Source organism: Devosia naphthalenivorans (assembly GCF_003056355.1).
GTDB lineage: Bacteria > Pseudomonadota > Alphaproteobacteria > Rhizobiales > Devosiaceae > Devosia > Devosia naphthalenivorans.
Map to the genome: position 1 here is coordinate 1 of NZ_PYVW01000003.1, position 16924 is coordinate 16924.

The following is a 16924-nucleotide window of genomic DNA, read 5'->3' on the forward strand; positions in this document are numbered from 1 at the left end:
GCAGGCTGCCGCGAAAATCCGACCTGGCAACCATCACCGACGAGCACCTGCAAACCATTGTCGCCCTCTACAACAACACCCCGCGAAAATGTCTCGACTTCCAAACCCCAAATGAGGTCTTCTCCAGTTTCTCTAACCGTGTTGCACTTCAAACGTGAGTCCACCTCCCGGCTCAAGCAGGGATGACATCGTGGGTGAGGATGTCGGGACGACATCGTTGGGGACGACAATCTGGCTTGAGCAACAAGTTGTGCGGGCCGGAGGATCGGACCTGCGCAACTGCTGTTGGCGGTGCACGTTGTTCGCGCAGGGCGCCGAACCCGGCGTCCTGTTGCCCCGCTTTGGGGCCAAGGAGCAACGGCATGGAAAAGCAGAGTGAGGAGGCCATTCGCGACCGGGCCTATGCGTTGTGGGTTGAAGCAGGATCGCCGGAGGGGGAAGATCAGCGTTTCTGGCACGATGCGGAACGCCAACTGGCCAATGATGGCGACCTGGATACGTCAGAAAATGCAACTGACGGCGACACGCCACCGATGCCGGCAGGATTGCCAAATCTATGATGAGAATCGGGGCGGCGCCTGCCATGGGTGCCGCCCCATTTTTGGAACGGGTATTTCATCTGCTCGATCAGAATCCGACATCGTTCCACTCCATCTAAATGTTGCCTGTACTTGGGCGAAGTTTCAGAAGCTTTCGATATTGTCCCGGCTGCTGGCGCCCGAACGTTCCCGGGCAAGACTCCGTTTTCGCGGCGTCAGAAGCCATTCGGAAAAATGTCGATTTCCTTGATTCTACAGCGTTTTGAGCTGTCATATATTGCCAGTGATGCACCCTAGGGACCAAGCGCGGGCTGTGCTTGCCCATGTCGTTACACGAGTGTCGCAAAGCTGTGATTTGTACGCGCCAACCGGGATCGCATCGCGGCCCGGCTTTCCACTTGCATATTTTCCCAGCCAGTAGTTAGCTTTGGTTTGGGAGAGCTCGACGGAAGATCGATGGAACCTGCCGGCCGCATTGGCGGAAGGCGGAATATCCGTTCCACGGAACGGCCAAGGGAGATTACAATGAAACGGCGTGATTTTATGCTCGCTGCCGGCGCAACCGCTGGCGTGTTTATGATGCCTCGCATGTCTTTCGGCGCGGAAGGCATCATTGATTGGTACACCAGTTCTGACCAGAACATCATGGACTTCTGGACCAATGTGGTGAAGCCGAAGTTCGAAGCCGCCAATCCGGGAATCACCATCAATCTGGTGGACGGCGGCGACAATGCCGGTCTGCAGTCGATTGCCGAGCGTGCTTTGGCGGCCCTTGGCTCCGATGCCGATCCGCAGGCAGACTTCTTCGAGGGCTTCGATGCGCGCCAGCCCGTTGGCGCAATCGATGAAGGCCTGTGGGTGAACTTCGAAGAAGCCGGGCTTTCGAACTATTCCAAGATCAACCCGCTGGCGCTCGATATCCCGCAGAACATGCCCTATCGCGGTTCTCAGGTACTTCTGGCCTACGATACCACCAAGCTGGACCCCGCAAACGCGCCCAAGACATGGGACGACCTTATTGCCTGGATCAAGGCAAACCCCGGGCAGTTCATCTACAACCGTCCGAACAAGGGCGGCTCGGGGCTGAACTTCGTGCGCCGCTCGGTGCTGGAAGCCAATGGCCGGGACATCAGCAAGTTCACGGTGGACAATGCCACACCGGAAAATACCGAAGCGATGTTGCCCGGTGCCTGGGAAATTCTGAACGATATCGCCCCATCCCTGTTCGACGGTGGCGCCTACACTTCTGGCAATACCCAGTCCCTGCAGCTGCTCGGCCAATCTGCCGTGACCATGATCCCGGCCTGGTCGGATCAGGCGCTGTCGGCTATTGAACAGGGCGTGCTGCCCGAGACGACAGGCTTGGTACAATTGCAGGATCTGGGCCTGCCGGGCGGTTTCTCGCGCCTCACCATCAATACCAACGGCGTCAACAATGCAGCAGCCATGAAGCTGGCGGACTTCGTGCTGAGCGAGGAAATCCAGTCGGCAGTGCTGACTGAGCTCGGCGGCTTTCCCGGCGTTTCGTGGGAGCATGTCGATCCGGCTCTGCGCGAGCGCTTTGCCGACATTATCCCCTCTTCCATCCCGGTCTTCCCGAGCGGTGACTGGGAGCGCGCCATCAGCGATGGCTGGTATCGCACCGTTGCCCCGAACGTGGATCCCAATTCGTGACCATTGTTGCCGAGGGTTCCACCGGAACCAACGAAAATCGCGGGGGGCCAATTGGCCTCCTGCTCGTTGCCCTTCCAGTCTTTCTGGTGTGCTGGCTGGTAATCTGGCCAATCATCTCCGCCGTCATGCGGACGCTGTGGCTGACGTCCGAAACCGGTGAGAAGCGGTTTTCTACCGAGACCTACCAGTTTTTCTTTTCCGATCCGTATAGCCTGTCCAATCTGTCGCTGACACTGTGGACCACTTGTGTATGCGCGCTCCTGCTGCTGCTGGTGTGTCTGCCAATCGCGCTCTACCTGCGCTTCTCGACCAGCAAGGTTGCAGCCTATGTGCAGGGTCTGGCTATTTTCCCGATGTTCGTGCCCTCGATCATCCTCAGCTTCGCGTTTATCCGCGTTCTGGGTCCCAACGGGACTGTGGACCTGCTGCTGAATGCGGCGAGCCTGCCCAAGATGCGCTCGCCTTATCTGACACCATGGGGGCCGGTGATCGGTCTGGTGTGGGACAATATTCCGTTGACCGTACTTATCCTGCTTGCCGGCCTGGGCAGCGTATCGAACCAGGCCATCGAGGCGGCGCGGGACGTGGGCGCAGGCAAGCTGGCCGTCTTATGGCACATCATCCTGCCGCGCATCGTCAATTCCATCCTCGTGGCGATCTCTTTCGCCGTGCTTGGCATCTTCTCGGCGTTCACCCTGCCCTACATTCTCGGGCCGGCGGCGCCAGAGTTGATAGGACCGTTCATGCAACGCACCTTCCGCGATCTCTATGATCCTATCAACGCCATCACCCAAGCAGTCATCACGTTCGGTTTCTGCATCGTGTTCGGTCTCTTCTATGTGCGCTCCGTCGCCAAGAACAGGGCGCCTTAGCATGAACACCCTTGTGCATCGCAGAGCCGACTGGACCGGCATCATCATGGCCGTCGTCCTGACGCTGGTCATCGTCCTCCCCCTGATCGTGGTCGGGACCTGGGCTTTCGCCAATGTGTGGCGCTATCCATCCGTCATCCCGCAGGAATTCGGGCTGCGCTTCTGGTACCAGACACTGGCTCGGGCCGATGTGTGGACCTCCATCGGCACCAGCCTGACGCTGTCGCTGACCGTGACGGCGCTCTCGGCAGCCATCTGCCTGCCTGCGGCCTATGCGTTCGCACGGATGGAGTTTCCGGGGCGGAACATCCTGTTCTTCTCGTTTCTGGCGGGACATGCCTTTCCGAAATTCGGGCTGCTGGTGGCGATTGCGGGCATTTTCCTGCAGCTCAACCTAATCGGCACGTTCTGGGGCGTGGTGTTGATCCAGTTGGTGGGCACGCTGTTGTTCATGATCTGGATTCCCGTCGCGGCGTTCCAGTCGGTTGACCGGCGCATGGAGGAAGCGGCACGCGATGTGGGCGCAGGGCCGTTCCGGGTGTTCTGGTCGATTACCTTGCCGCAGGCTGGGCCGACCATTGCGGCGGCGGTGCTGCTGAGCTTTGTGGGCACCTTCTACGAAACCGAAGGCGCCTGGCTGATTGGGGCGCCGCAGGTGCGGACGCTGCCGGTGCTGATGATCTCGTTCATCAACAACCAGCCGGTGATCCAGTATGGCGCGGTGCTATCCGTGCTGCTGTGGGTGCCAAGTTTCATTGCGCTGATGTTTGCGCGCCGAGTGGTGAACTCGGGTTCGTTCGCCCGCGGCTTCGGCGGCTAGGAAAATCAATGTCCGTTCTAAAAATCAAAGAAATATCCAAGATTTTCGCCGGCCCGGTGCGTGCGGTCGATAATTTCTCGCTCGATGTCGCTGACGGGGAACTGGTGTGCCTGCTCGGGCCATCCGGGTCCGGCAAATCGACGCTGTTGCGCATGGTGGGTGGGTTCGAGACGCCCACTTCGGGTGTGATGACCATCGATGGCGAGGACATTACGCATGTGCCGCCGGAGAAGCGCCCCACCGGCATGGTGTTCCAGAGCCACGCGCTGTGGACGCATATGAACGTATTCAAGAATTTGGCGTTCGGGCTGAAGTTGCGCAAGGTGGCGCCGGACGAGATCAAGCGGCGCGTCGATGGCGTACTCGACCTGGTGGGGCTTAATGGCTACGGCACGCGGCATGTGGCCCAGCTTTCGGGCGGGCAGCAGCAGCGCGTGGCGCTGGCGCGTTCGCTGGTGCTGGAGCCGAAAATCCTGCTGTTGGACGAGCCTTTTGCGAGTCTTGACCAGCACTTGCGCGAAAGACTTCGCGAAGAGGTTCGGGATATTCAGCAGCGCCTCAAGATCACGACGCTGTTCGTGACGCATGGTCAGGACGAGGCGCTGTCGATGGCAGACCGGATCGTGGTGATGCGCGATGGCAAGACGGAGCAGATCGACCGCCCGGACATCGTTTATCGCGAACCGCAGACGCCGTTCGTGGCGGGTTTTATCGGCACGATGAACTTGATCGAGGGGACAGTGTCGAACGGCATTTTCAGCAAGGCGGGGTATTCGACGCCCCTGCCCGTCAGCGATGGGCCGGCGATCCTCGCCGTGCGGCCCGAGGCGCTGGACCTTTCGGTGGTCACTGAAAACAGCCAGGGCAAGGTGCACCGCGTGACCGACTATGGCTCGCATGGGCTGGTGGATCTGGAACTGCTGGACTCAACGCGGATCAAGGCGATGGTGTCCCATCCGGACCTGTTCCGGGCTGGTCAGGGTGTCACCTTAGCGCCGAGGGCTATTGCGGCGTATCGGGGCAATGCGGTTATTCACCGGGCTTAGTTGGCCGACCGCTCCAGCAGTCATGTTTGTTGCCACCGGGTCATTCCCGCGAAAGCGGGAACCTCGGTTATCTTGGAAGACCCGCAAACGGAGGTTCCCGCTTTCGCGGGAATGACCCGGTGATAGCTGCCCCCATCTTCATCGAGCGCGACGGCCATCGCACCTGGCTCAAATGGCACCGGGCGCGGCGGCGCGGCAGTGATCCGGCGTTCACCGGGCAGCGCATTCTTGAGGGGATGCGGCTGGGGGCGAGTGTCGAGGTGGATCTGGTGGTGCATGGCGACCGCGGCTTTGCGGTCCTGCATGACCTGACGGCTGATCGGGAAACGACGGGCCGGGGCCGGATAGCAGAACTGAGCGCGGCTGCGCTGCGCGGGTTTTATTTGCGCGGGCAGGACGGGACGCCGCTTGGTGAGCATGTGATGCTGCTGGAGGATTTGTGCGTGTTGCTGGCGCAGGGCGAGTTGCATCCTGAGGCGCTGCTGCAACTGGACTACAAGGAAGATTGGCGCGTGCTGGACGAGGTGGCGCTGGCGGTTTTCCGGCAGGCCGTCGGGCCGGTGGCCAGGCACATGATCCTGTCGTCGGGCGATGCCGAGGCGGTACGGATTTTGACCAAGGACGTGCCGGGGCTCAGGATCGGGTATGATCCGTGCCATGACGGGGCGCTGGAGCGGTTGGCGGAGACGCGGGATTTTGCGGGGTTTGTGCGCGATGCGGTGGCGGCTTCGCCGCACGCTGAGATGATTTATCTGGCATATCCGCTGGTGCTGGAGGCGCATCGGCTGGGGTTTGACCTCGTTGCGGCGTTCCATGCGGAGGGGCGGCGGATCGATGCCTATACGATCAACAAGGCGGATGCGGTCTCACGGGACAAGGTTGAGGCGTTGTTGGGGCTGAGGGTGGATCAGATTACAACGGATGATCCGGAGGGGTTGTTGGCATTGGTGGGGTGAGGTGGAGCTCGGGTGGGCATTGGGGGCGTTCCGACCTCTGAACCCCTCACCCGCCGGCTTCGCCGTCGACCTCTCCCCTCAGGGGCGAGGTGGGCTGGCGCCCGCCGCTAGGCTGGTGCGAATATTCTCGATCGTCACCCTCGGGCTTGACCCGAGGGCGCTACACTTGCGGAGCTGCCGAGCAAGCAAAGAACCCTCGGGTCTTCGCCCGAGGGTGACGATCGGGTTCACTTGGGCCTCAGTGCGAACCGTCCTTGGGGTCCTTGCGGGGGGCGTCTTTTAGTTTTTCCAAAAGGTAGGCGTGGGTGGCTTTGTTGGCGACGAGGACGCAGCCGGTTTTTTCGTAGAATTCGGGGCCGCGCCCCCACCAGTCGGTGACGATGCCGCCGGCTTCTTCGACCAGCAAGACGCCGACGGCCCAGTCGACCAGCCCTGATTCCTCGAAATAGCCGGTGAGGCGGCCGAGGGCGACATAGGCGCAGGAATTGGCGGAGCTGCCGACGATGCGCACAGAACTGATGGGAGCGCGGATGGCGTCGAGGCGCTGGTAGAAGCCGGCATGGGTGAACAGGCCCGGGGTGGCGAGTCCGGTGCCGACATTGAGAAGGCCGGTTTCGGTCTGTTCGCTCACCTTGAGCGGCTCGCCATTCATGAAGGCGCCCTGCCCCTTGATGACGGTGAACATCTCGTCTGCGACGGGATTGTAGAGCGCGCCACAGACCGTCTCGTTGCCGCGCCGCAGCGCGATGGAGATGGTGTAGTGCATGCCATTGATGAAATTGGTGGTGCCGTCGATGGGGTCGACCAGCCAGCGATGTTCACTGTCCTGATCGACGGGGGCAAATTCCTCGCCGGTGAAGCTCCAGCCGGGATAGCGTTCGAACAGGAATTTGCGGATCAGCAGTTCGCTTTCCTTGTCCGCTTCCGACACGAAATCGGCCGGCCCCTTGATGCCGATTTCAAGCTCGCGGAAGCGATTGAAATAGCCCATCGTCAATGCGCCGGCCTCACGGGCAACGGCCACCATGTCCGTCAGGACCGCTTCATAATTCATCGGAGACTCCGGGGTTAGACAGTTGGAAGTGATGCACAATAGTCGGCGCGCATGCAACCGGAGGTTGGCTCTTGCTGCGTTATTCGGTGACGTACAAATCTCGTCACCCCACAACACCACTTTGCCTCCACGGCGTCGTTCCCGTGGGACTGCTGACTATGCGCCAGTCAGCACCGGTAGGCGGACGCGGAAGCAGGCGCCGGGAAGCGGCCCCTGTACAAGCTCCAGCGTGCCGTTCATGCGGGTGATGATCTGGCGGGAAATGGCGAGGCCGAGCCCTGCCCCGCTCTGGTCGGCGGCAGCGCGCTGTCCGCGCGAGAATTTTTCGAAGATCAGCTTTCGTTCGCCGGTGGCTATGCCGGGACCGTTATCGGCAATTTCCACCAGATGATGACCGGTCCGCATGCGAGACGATACGCTGATGACGGGATGGCTGGCGTCGTTGTATTTCACCGCGTTGGAAATGAGGTTGATGTAGACTTGGCAGAGCCGGTCCACGTCGCCTTCCACCAGCGCGGATGCGGCGCGCTTGCCGCGTTCTACCGAAACATTGCGTTGACGCAATAGCGCCTCGCAGACGTTGAGCGCCCGATCCAGCGCCAGTTCGGGATTAATCGGTGCATTCTGCCAGGTCCGCTCGCCACGTTCGAGCGCGGACAGATCGAGGATTTCATCGAGCAATTTGGTCAGGCGCAGCGATTCCTGATGAATGGTGCAGACGAACTGTCGGCGCTGGCCGTGATCGATGTCGTCCGCATCGAGCAGGATTTCGGAGAAGGAGCGGATCGAGGTCATCGGCGTGCGCACTTCATGGCTCACCTGGCTCAAGAATTCATCCTTCTGCGAATCGAGTTCGCGCAGCTGCGTGTTGGCTTCCTCGAGCTTTTGAGCGGTGGAACGCAGCTCGGCCGAAGTTTTTTCGAGCTGTTGGGAATATTCGATGACCTGCTGGGTTTCGTCGGCCATCTGCATCATCTCTTCGAGCGACACGTCGCTGCCCGAGACAACCTTGGACAGCATCACATGCGCGGAGGCCGCCCCGATGGAGCCGGCCAGCTCGCGTTCGAGCCGGCCGATGAAGTCCGCCGACGGCTCCAGCATGTCGGGGTCGACACCCGCATCGCGCGCTTCGGTTTCGAACAGGGCGGCGGCGCGGCGATCGCCCAGCACGCGCTCCGCGACAAAGAACAGATCATTGGCCGTGGCCGAGCCCGGCACGAAATTACCGCGCGTTGTATGGCCCTGCCGGAAGACATCGATGAAAACGCTGGCTTGCAGCCGCTCAAGCGCCGAGGGGCTGGTGACCAGGGAGCCGACGGTCAGGATGACGATGTTTGCCGACAGGCTCCAGAATGCGGCATGGGTGAGGGAGTCCCAACCCGCCAGTCCGAACATCGCTTCGGGCCGCAGCCAGCCGATGCCCCACGGACCTTGATCGAGCAGCAGGGCCACCTGCGGGGAAACCGAGGAAAATGACGGCAGGAAGCTGCACCACACCCAGAACACGAACCCTGCCCCGATCGCCGCCGTCACGGCCTTGCGGGAAGCATCGCGCCAGAACAAGGCGGCAATGACGGCGGGAAAGAACTGGGCAATGGCGGTGAAGGAAATCAAGCCGATGGGCGCCAGTGCGTTGGAATCGCGAGTGAAGAAGAAATAGAAAAAGCCCAGCGACAGGATCAACACGATGGACAGCCGGCGCGCGAACAGCAGCAGGTTCGTGACGCCCTGCCCGCCACTGCTGGGCGAGCCGAAGCGCAAGATCAGCGGCATGATGATGTGGTTGGAAACCATGATTGAGAGCGCGATGGACTCAAGGATGATCATGGACGTGGCCGAGGAGAACCCGCCAATGAACGCGAGCAACGCCAGCGCGTCCTGGCCTTGAGCCAAAGGCAGGGTCAGCGCGAACATGTCCGGATTAGAGCCGGCAGGCATCTTGGTGAGCCCGAACACGGCAATGGGCAGGATGAACAGGCTCATCAGCAGCATGTAGGCAGGGAAAGCCCAGGAGGCGACGCGCAGATGGTTTTCGTCGGAATTCTCGACGACGGTCACCTGAAACTGCCGCGGCAGGCAAACAATGGCCGCCGTGGATAGTGCCAGGGTGGTCATCCAGCGGGCATCAAAGGTGTTTTCTGACTGCACCGAAATGCCGGCAGCGGCGGCGTCGCTGAAGATTTGCTCCAGCCCCCCGCCGATGAAGACGATGAATACCCCGACCGCCACCAATGCGGTCAGCTTCACAACGGCTTCGAAGGCGATGGCCGCGACGACGCCATGGTGCTGCTCCTTGGCGTCGACATGGCGGGTGCCGAACAGGATGGTGAACAGCGCCATGCCCGCTGCTACGCCAAGGGCCAGGCCGACATCGTCGATGCCCTTGAGGCTGCCCTGCCCGAACTCCGATGAACCGGCGACGGCCTGAATGGAGGAGGTCACGGCCTTGAGCTGCAGCGCTATGTAGGGGGCGATACCGATCACGGCGATGCAGGTGACCAGCACCGCAAGCCGGTTGGATTTGCCAAAGCGCGAGGACAGGAGGTCGGCGAGCGAGGTGATGCGTTGCTGGTGGCTGATGCGCACGAGCCGGCGGAGCAGGAACCACCAGCCGACGAAAACAAGCGTCGGGCCCAGATAGATGGTGAGGAACTCAAGCCCGCTGCGCGCGGCGTTGCCGACAGCGCCATAGAAAGTCCAGCTGGTGCAATAAACCGAAATGGAGAGGGTGTAGACGGCGGGCGAATGAAGGAAGGATTTTTGATGCGTGCGCGCGCGCCGGTCACCGAAATAGGCGATCACGAAGAGCAGGCAAACATAGCCGACGGCGGTTGCGATGACAAAATCGGCGGAGAGCATCAGTCGCTCTCGCCGCTGTTGGGCGGCTGCTCGCGCGGCAGAAGATGGGTGAGCAGCGCCGTGCCGCCGATCAGCAACAGCCAGACCACGAACAGGTAGATGACGATCTGCGGCACACCGAAATGGCTGATCGGCTGGTTGAACACCATCACGAAGGGCGGCAGCATCAGCAAGGCGCCCGACAGCGTCAGCACCAGCAAGGCGCTTGCGAGTTTACGCCGATCCACCACTACCGCCCAGCAATTGCCGCACAGCGCCGACCACCTCGGCATTGGCGTATGGCTTGGTGACGAAGGCATCGGCACCCAGTTCCTCGGCGATGCGCCGATCCTGCTGCTGACCCTTGGCGGTGAGGATCAGGACGGGCGTCGCGCGCATCTGAAGATCGGCCCTGATTTGCTTGAGCACATCGAAGCCGCTGCGCCTGGGCAGCATGACATCAAGCACCACGACGCGCGGGCGCAGGCGCCGCACGGCCTCCAGCGCCGCATCACCATCGGTGACCGTGTGAATAGACCAGCCGGCGCGCCGCAGGATGAAATCGAGCGATTCCAGAATGCTCGGCTCATCCTCGGCGATAAGTATATCGGTTGCCAATTTCCCCCCTTGGACCACCGAACATTCTTGCGTGTTCGACTGGTCAGTAGACCTCATCCAGAGCCTGTCGAAGGAAGGGGTCGTAGTGCGATCGAAATGCCCGACCTCGTGGTTCGGCAGGCTCACCATGAGGTCTCAAAAACTTGGGCGAAGTCCCTCCGAAGCAATCGGCCTCCCCTCCGCCGGCATATACAGTAAAGCGCAATCATTGCGCATCGCCAAGCTCTATTACGGGGATCACCAGCGGCGTTCGGGTGAACGAGCGTGGGCCGCCCGGCGAAAGCGCTTCTTCCTGGCGGCTGGAGCAATCGCGGCGGGTGCAGAGGCGGCAGCTTGGTCCGACGGGGACATCGGCGGATGTGTCGGAGAGGGCGAGGCCACGGCCGTACACGGTGCGGTCGGCATGGAGCACGTCGCAGGCCAGCATGACGGAAGAGAGCGTCGGCTGCTCGCGGAAGGATGCCAGCCGACGCTGCACGGTGCGGGCGAGGAACAGGTAGCGGGAGCCATCAGAAAAGCGCACGATTTGGCGCAGCGGGGTGTCGGGCGTGCGGAAGGCGCCATAGATGGCCCAGAGCGGACAGGCGTGACCACTATTGGGCAGGAGCAGCCCTGGGAGCGGGAAGTGCTTGGTCAGCCGGCCGGCCGGATCAGAGCGCAGGAAGCCGAAGGGCACGCCTTCCGCGCCGGGGCGGCGCAGGGAAACGAGACGGTGTGCGACTTGCTCGAAGCTGGCATTGTAGTTTTGCCGAAGGTGATCGATGTCGTAGGCGCTGGCTTCGGCGTCGGTGAGAAAGCGCGCATAGGGGAAGACAATCGCCCCGGCAAGGTAGGAGCCCACGGCGCGGGCGGCGAGACGCCTGGCGGTGGGCGTGGTGAGCGGGGCTCCGGCCAAAGTTTGGGCGATGACGTCGCCGGCAGCGAGTTCGCCAAACAGGCGGGCCAACTGGAACTGGCGGGTGGCGAGCGTGGTCGCGCCCTGGAACCACATGGTGCGCTCATCAGCGTCGTAGCGGTATTGTCCGGGGTAGCCGGGATCTTTGGGTGCTCCGCCGACAATTACGCGCACCGCAAATCGCTGCTCCAGCATATCGCTGAGGGTCGGAACGCCGAAGCGGCCGCTGGCGTCGAGTTCGGCGCGCAGGGTTTCGGAGGCTTCTTCGAGGGCGGGGAAATAGTTCTGGTTCTCGATCAGCAGATCGTCGATTTCGCGCGCGGGCGATGCGCTGCGCTGGCTGGCGCTGGCGGTTTCGAACTGGCCGATCAGGTTGCGCGCGACGTCTGAAAGCGCGCGGGTTTCCCGGCCAATGGCGGCAAGGAAGCGCTGGCGTTCGGCTTCATCGAGATCGGGAACGTCTTCCAGAATTTCGGCGCTGGAACGGATGGCGGTGACGCCGGAGAGGATCTGATGCAACAACTGGCCGAGCAACGGATCGGACCGTAGCCGGTCGGCATAGGCGTCGGCATTGGCGACGGCCGTAACATAGGCGCGGTGCATGCGCGCCAGGGCTGCGGCGCTGGCGGGATATTGCGCCACCAGTTCCCGCCGCTCATCGGGGCGGAACGGCAGCGACTCGGTCATGGGATCGGCGAAGGCTTCCTCGAGGTCCTGCAGCAGCTTCTGTTCAGTGCGGCCGGCCAGTTCATCGATGTCGATATCAAGTTGGGTCGCGACCCGGTTTAGCAACGCTCCGCCGATGTCGCGTTTGTTGTTTTCAATGAGGTTCAGATAGCTGGGCGAAATGCCGACCAGCCGCGCCAGGGCGACCTGGGAAATCTTGAGCGATTTCCGCCTGTTGCTGATGCGAAAGCCAATCGGCGCACGCATGATCTTTCCCCTCCCCTGAGCGCCGCTTGTCAATGATTTGACTTGTTATTCCGGCGAACAGAACAAGTATTTACAGAATGTGCGTGTAATAACAATGCACTATTGCTCTCATTTTCACCTATGGCGAATATCAGGGATGCGGTGAGTGGCTGGCTATGCACCAGAAGCCCCGCGCCAAAAGGAGGAAATCGATGACAATTTTGAAGCGCGGCTTAAGCCGTCGCCGGGTGTTGCAGACAGGCTTGGCCGGCATCATCGGCACCGGCATCTCGCCCATGATCTTTTCCCGTGGTGCCTGGGCGCAGGAATTCTGCAACAACCCGACCGGCGACACCGTAACGTTCGGCCTCAACCTGCCGCTGACCGGCGCCTATGCGGAAGAAGGCGCTGACGAGCAGAAGGCCTATGAGCTGGCCATCAAGCACCTCAATGGTGAAGGCGATGGCGGCCTGATCAGCGTGCTGACACCGACGGCGCTGAAGGGCAATGGCGTTCTGGGCAAGAAGGTCACCTTCGTGACCTCGGACAGCCAGACCAAGTCCGACGTAGCCCGCGCTGGCGCGACCCGCATGATCGAGCGCGATGGCGCCATCATGATCACCGGCGGTTCATCCTCGGGTGAAGCTATCGCCGTGCAGGGCCTGTGCCAGGAACTGGGCGTGATTTTCATGGCCGGCCTGACCCACTCCAACGACACCACCGGCAAGGACAAGCGCCGCTACGGCTTTCGCCATTTCTTCAACGCCTATCAATCAGGCGTCGGTCTTGCTCCAGTGCTGGCCGAGGCCTATGGCGCAGATCGCCGTGCCTACCATCTCACTGCCGACTACACCTGGGGCTGGACACAGGAAGAATCGATCAAGAACGCCACCGAAGCACTCGGCTGGCAGACCGTGGAAGCCGTGCGCACGCCGCTTGGCGCCGCCGATTTCAGCCAGTATCTGACGCCAATCCTGAATTCCGGCGCCGACGTGCTGATCCTCAACCACTACGGCACCGATATGGTGAATTCGCTGACGCAGGCAGTGCAGTTCGGCATGCGTGACCGCCAGGCCAATGGCAAGGACTTCCAGATCGTCACCCCGCTCATTTCCGAACTGATGGCCAAGGGCGCGGGCGAAAACGTCAAGGGCGTCTATGGCACGTCCAACTGGCATTGGAACCTGCAGGACCCCGGCACGATCGCCTTCACCAAGTCCTTTGGCGCTGCCTATGGTTCCCCGCCGTCACAGGCCGCCCACACCGCTTACGTGCAGGCCCTGCTTTACGCGGACGCCGTGGAACGCGCCGGCACTTTCTATCCGCCCGAGGTGATCAAGGCGCTGGAAGGCTTCGAGTTCGACGGCATGGGCAATGGTCCGACGCTTTACCGCGCCGAAGACCACCAGTGCATCAAGAACGTGCTGGTCGTGCAGGGCAATGAGTCCCCGACGAGTGAGTTCGACGTGCTCAACATCGTGCAGGAAATCCCGCGCGAAGACGTGGCCTACGATCCGGCAATGTTCGGCGGCGAGCTCGGACCGGCAGAGCCAGTACCGATGTGTGCCTGATCACGAATTGCCCGCCCCGTTCATCCGGGGCGGGCACCTTTCAGTAGACCTCATCCTGAGCCTGTCGACGGACGAGGTGTTGGCTTCATGACCGGCCGCTTGCCACGCTCTCGTGGTTCGGCAGGCCCGTCATATGGGCTACTGATGACTTTTGCTTTGGGACCTCAGCATGTTCGACGTGATCTTCCTGCAATTCCTCAATGGCCTGGATAAGGGCGCGGCCTATGCGCTGATTGCGCTTGGGCTAACGCTGGTGTTCGGCACGCTGGGCGTCGTCAACTTCGCCCATGGGGCGCTGTTCATGCTCGGGGCGTTCTGTGCGGTGATGTTCCGGCAGTTCCTGACCATGGAAACCATCACGATCGACCCCGAAAAGCTCTCGCCGTGGGGTTCGCCACTGGAAATACGCGAACCGCTGGTGCAGGCCTGGTTCGGCGATTTCGGTGCGGTGCTGGTCAATTATTCCGTACCGGCGTCGATCATCATCACCATTCCGATCATGCTTATCGTCGGCATTGCGCTTGAACGCGGCATCATCAAGCACTTCTACAAGCGCCCGCATGCCGAACAAATCCTTGTGACTTTCGGCCTCGCCATCGTGGCGCAGGAGCTCATCAAAGCCTTCTTCGGACCTAATCCCATCCCGCAGCCCATGCCGACGGATCTGCGTGGCGCCGCTGACATCGGCGCGTGGCTGGGCATGCAGGCCGGTGTGATCACCTATCCGATCTGGCGGCTGGTCTACTTCCTGTTTTCGGCCGCGATCATCGGCGCCGTCTTCGCCTTCCTGCAGTTCACCACGTTCGGCATGGTGGTCCGCGCTGGCATGGCCGACCGGGAAACCGTGGGCCTGCTCGGCATCAATATCGACCGGCGCTTCACCATCATGTTCGGCCTGGCCGCCGTCGTGGCGGGGATGGCCGGTGTCATGTACACGCCGCTCCTGCCACCAAACTACCATATCGGCATGGACTTCCTGGTGCTCAGCTTCGTCGTGGTCGTGGTCGGCGGCATGGGCTCGCTGCCCGGTGCCGTGGCGGCCGGGTTCCTGCTCGGCATCCTGCAGTCCTTCGCCTCGATGACCCAGGTGAAGGACCTCATTCCCGGCATCGACCAGATCATCATCTACCTGGTCGCCGTGGTTATTCTTCTGGTTCGCCCGCGCGGCCTTTTCGGCCGGCGCGGCGTGATGGAGGCCTGATATGGCTGCCATGCCTCGCAACGATCTGCTGCTGTTTCTCGGCTTCACACTGGTGGTTCTCGCCATGCCGATCTGGCTGCAGCCTTTTGGCGCCGCCTATCCCGATCTGCTGCAGCGCTTCATGATTTTTGGCATCTTTGCTGTGGGCTTCAATATCCTGTTCGGGTTGACCGGCTATCTGAGCTTTGGTCACGCCGCTTTTTTCGGCGTCGGCTCCTACGCCGCCGTCTGGTCGTTCAAGCTGCTGAGCCTGGACGTCATTCCGGCACTGATCTTTGCAATCGTGGTGTCTGGGGTATTCGCGCTGGTCATTGGCTTCATCAGCCTGCGCCGCTCGGGCATCTACTTCTCCATCCTGACGCTCGCCTTTGCGCAGATGAGCTACAACATGGCCTATTCAGTGCTGACGCCCATCACCAATGGCGAAACAGGCCTGCAGCTGACGCTAAGCGATCCGCGCTATCTCGACCGGGCCATTTTCGAAGCCGTGCCCGGCCAGCCGGTGCCGACCCTGCTCGGGCAATCGCTGGGCGGCTTTGCGGGCTTTTACTTCTGCGCGGGTTTCCTGATCATCGCGTTCTTCATCGCCCAGCGGATTACCGGTTCGCCCTTCGGCATGATGCTCAAGGGCATCAAGACCAACCAGACGCGCATGCACTATACCGGGTTCAACACCAAGCCTTATACGCTGGCGGCGTTCGTGATCTCGGGGATGTATGCGGGCCTTGCCGGCGCGCTGCTGGCGGTGACCGATCCGCTAGCCGGCGCCGAGCGCATGCAGTGGACGGCTTCGGGCGAAGTGGTGCTGATGACCATCCTGGGTGGCGCGGGCACGCTCGTTGGCCCGGTTATCGGGGCCTGGCTGATCAAGTATTTCGAGAACATCTTCTCGGCCATCAACGACTCGATCCTGCGCCGGTTCTTCGACTTCCTGCCCGATGGCGTCGATAGCGCAATGGTCACGGTCGCCAGCAAGTTCGTGGGTGAAGGCTGGTTCCTGACCCTTGGGCTGGTGTTCGTCATCATCGTGATCTTCCTGCCGGGCGGCATCATGGAGGGTGTGCGGCGCATAGCGCACCTCTTCAACCGCGCGCCAAAAGCGCCGGGCAAAGCCAATCCGCAGCCGCAACCTGCCGAATAGGACGAAACCAATGTCTCAGCCCAATGTCGTCCTGCATGTTGCCGATGTCCACAAGCGCTTCGGAGGGCTGCATGCCCTCGCCGATATCGACCTGCAGGTGGAAGAAGGCCAGACTCACGCCATCATCGGGCCCAATGGCGCGGGCAAATCCACCCTGCTCAATGTCATCATCGGGAAGCTGGCGCCGTCCAGCGGCCAGGTGGTGTTCGATGGCGCGAGTCTGACCGGACGCAAGCCATACCAGATCAACCAGCTCGGGATCGCCCGGGTGTTCCAGACGCCGGAGATTTTTGCGGAACTCAGCGTGCTGCACAATGTGATGATCCCCGCGCTGGCCAAGCGTGACGGTGCGTTCAAGCTCAACATGTTCCGCTCACTCGAAAGCGAGATCGGCATCCGTCAGGAAGCCGAAGACATGCTGGAGGATGTTGGCATGCTGGGCCGGCGCGACATGGCAGCGGGCAGCCTCAGCCGGGGCGACAAGCGGCGAATGGAACTAGCCATGTGCCTGATCCAGCATCCGCGCCTGCTGCTGCTGGACGAGCCTACCGCCGGCATGAGCCGCCACGACACCAACACCACGATCGAGCTGCTCAAGAAGATCAAGAGCCGCGGCATGACCAAGGTCATCATCGAGCACGACATGCATGTGGTGTTTTCGCTAGCCGACAAGATTTCGGTTCTGGCGCAGGGGCGCATCATCGCTGACGGCACACCGGACCAGGTGCGCGGCAACCCCAAAGTGCAGGAAGCCTATCTCGGAGGAGCGCATTGATGAGCGCTATCA

The 16924-nt window shown here is 61.6% G+C and carries 15 protein-coding genes; 10 read left to right on the plus strand and 5 right to left on the minus strand.

The features are described 5' to 3' along the window. Positions 1 to 362: 362 nt before the first annotated feature. From C8264_RS05630 to C8264_RS05655, 6 genes are all read left to right on the plus strand, one after another. Positions 363 to 560, plus strand: coding sequence for a DUF2934 domain-containing protein (locus tag C8264_RS05630; protein WP_108460004.1), 198 nt, complete (start codon positions 363 to 365; stop codon positions 558 to 560). A 504-nt stretch (positions 561 to 1064) separates the two neighbouring features. Continuing rightward, positions 1065 to 2213, plus strand: a complete 1149-nt coding sequence (locus C8264_RS05635) for an extracellular solute-binding protein (RefSeq protein ID WP_108460005.1) — start codon at positions 1065 to 1067, stop codon at positions 2211 to 2213. After that, the gene (locus tag C8264_RS05640; protein ID WP_108460006.1) at positions 2210 to 3085 is read left to right on the plus strand and encodes an ABC transporter permease; all 876 of its coding nucleotides are present in this window, start codon (positions 2210 to 2212) and stop codon (positions 3083 to 3085) included. Before C8264_RS05635 ends, C8264_RS05640 begins: the two co-directional genes overlap by 4 nt. Before the next feature lies 1 nt (position 3086). Further along, the gene (locus tag C8264_RS05645; RefSeq protein WP_108460007.1) at positions 3087 to 3905 is read left to right on the plus strand and encodes an ABC transporter permease; all 819 of its coding nucleotides are present in this window, start codon (positions 3087 to 3089) and stop codon (positions 3903 to 3905) included. Between the two features lie 8 nt (positions 3906 to 3913). Further along, complete coding sequence (locus C8264_RS05650) at positions 3914 to 4951, plus strand: ABC transporter ATP-binding protein (protein WP_108460008.1); 1038 nt, start codon at positions 3914 to 3916, stop codon at positions 4949 to 4951. A 122-nt stretch (positions 4952 to 5073) separates the two neighbouring features. Next, complete coding sequence (locus tag C8264_RS05655) at positions 5074 to 5907, plus strand: glycerophosphodiester phosphodiesterase (protein ID WP_108460297.1); 834 nt, start codon at positions 5074 to 5076, stop codon at positions 5905 to 5907. Positions 5908 to 6145: 238 nt separating this feature from the next. Here the strand turns inward: C8264_RS05655 and C8264_RS05660 are convergent, their stop codons facing one another. The 5 genes from C8264_RS05660 to C8264_RS05680 all read right to left on the minus strand — a co-directional run bounded on the left by C8264_RS05660 (position 6146) and on the right by C8264_RS05680 (position 12245). Then, positions 6146 to 6961, minus strand: a complete 816-nt coding sequence (locus tag C8264_RS05660) for an inositol monophosphatase family protein (RefSeq protein ID WP_108460009.1) — start codon at positions 6959 to 6961, stop codon at positions 6146 to 6148. Between the two features lie 156 nt (positions 6962 to 7117). Continuing rightward, the gene (locus tag C8264_RS05665) at positions 7118 to 9820 is read right to left on the minus strand and encodes a sensor histidine kinase (RefSeq protein ID WP_108460010.1); all 2703 of its coding nucleotides are present in this window, start codon (positions 9818 to 9820) and stop codon (positions 7118 to 7120) included. After that, positions 9820 to 10047: a hypothetical protein gene (locus C8264_RS05670; RefSeq protein WP_108460011.1), complete on the minus strand. Its 228-nt coding sequence runs from the start codon at positions 10045 to 10047 to the stop codon at positions 9820 to 9822. The genes C8264_RS05665 and C8264_RS05670 overlap by 1 nt, the downstream gene beginning before the upstream one ends. After that, on the minus strand, positions 10034 to 10417 hold the full coding sequence (locus C8264_RS05675; RefSeq protein ID WP_108460012.1) for a response regulator transcription factor: 384 nt from the start codon (positions 10415 to 10417) through the stop codon (positions 10034 to 10036). The genes C8264_RS05670 and C8264_RS05675 overlap by 14 nt, the downstream gene beginning before the upstream one ends. A gap of 205 nt (positions 10418 to 10622) precedes the next feature. Further along, positions 10623 to 12245 (minus strand): helix-turn-helix domain-containing protein, encoded by a 1623-nt coding sequence (locus C8264_RS05680; protein WP_108460013.1) that lies wholly within the window; start codon positions 12243 to 12245, stop codon positions 10623 to 10625. 191 nt (positions 12246 to 12436) lie between these two features. Here C8264_RS05680 and C8264_RS05685 point away from each other — a divergent pair, with 191 nt between their 5' ends. The 4 genes from C8264_RS05685 (at position 12437) to C8264_RS05700 (ending at position 16912) form a co-directional block, all read left to right on the plus strand. Beyond that, entirely contained in the window at positions 12437 to 13795 is a 1359-nt protein-coding gene (locus C8264_RS05685; protein WP_108460014.1) for a substrate-binding protein, read from the plus strand. A gap of 169 nt (positions 13796 to 13964) precedes the next feature. Beyond that, positions 13965 to 14996, plus strand: a complete 1032-nt coding sequence (locus tag C8264_RS05690; protein WP_108460298.1) for a branched-chain amino acid ABC transporter permease — start codon at positions 13965 to 13967, stop codon at positions 14994 to 14996. Between the two features lies 1 nt (position 14997). Further along, complete coding sequence (locus C8264_RS05695; protein ID WP_108460015.1) at positions 14998 to 16137, plus strand: branched-chain amino acid ABC transporter permease; 1140 nt, start codon at positions 14998 to 15000, stop codon at positions 16135 to 16137. Between the two features lie 10 nt (positions 16138 to 16147). After that, entirely contained in the window at positions 16148 to 16912 is a 765-nt protein-coding gene (locus tag C8264_RS05700) for an ABC transporter ATP-binding protein (RefSeq protein WP_108460016.1), read from the plus strand. The last annotated feature ends 12 nt before the right edge of the window (positions 16913 to 16924 follow it).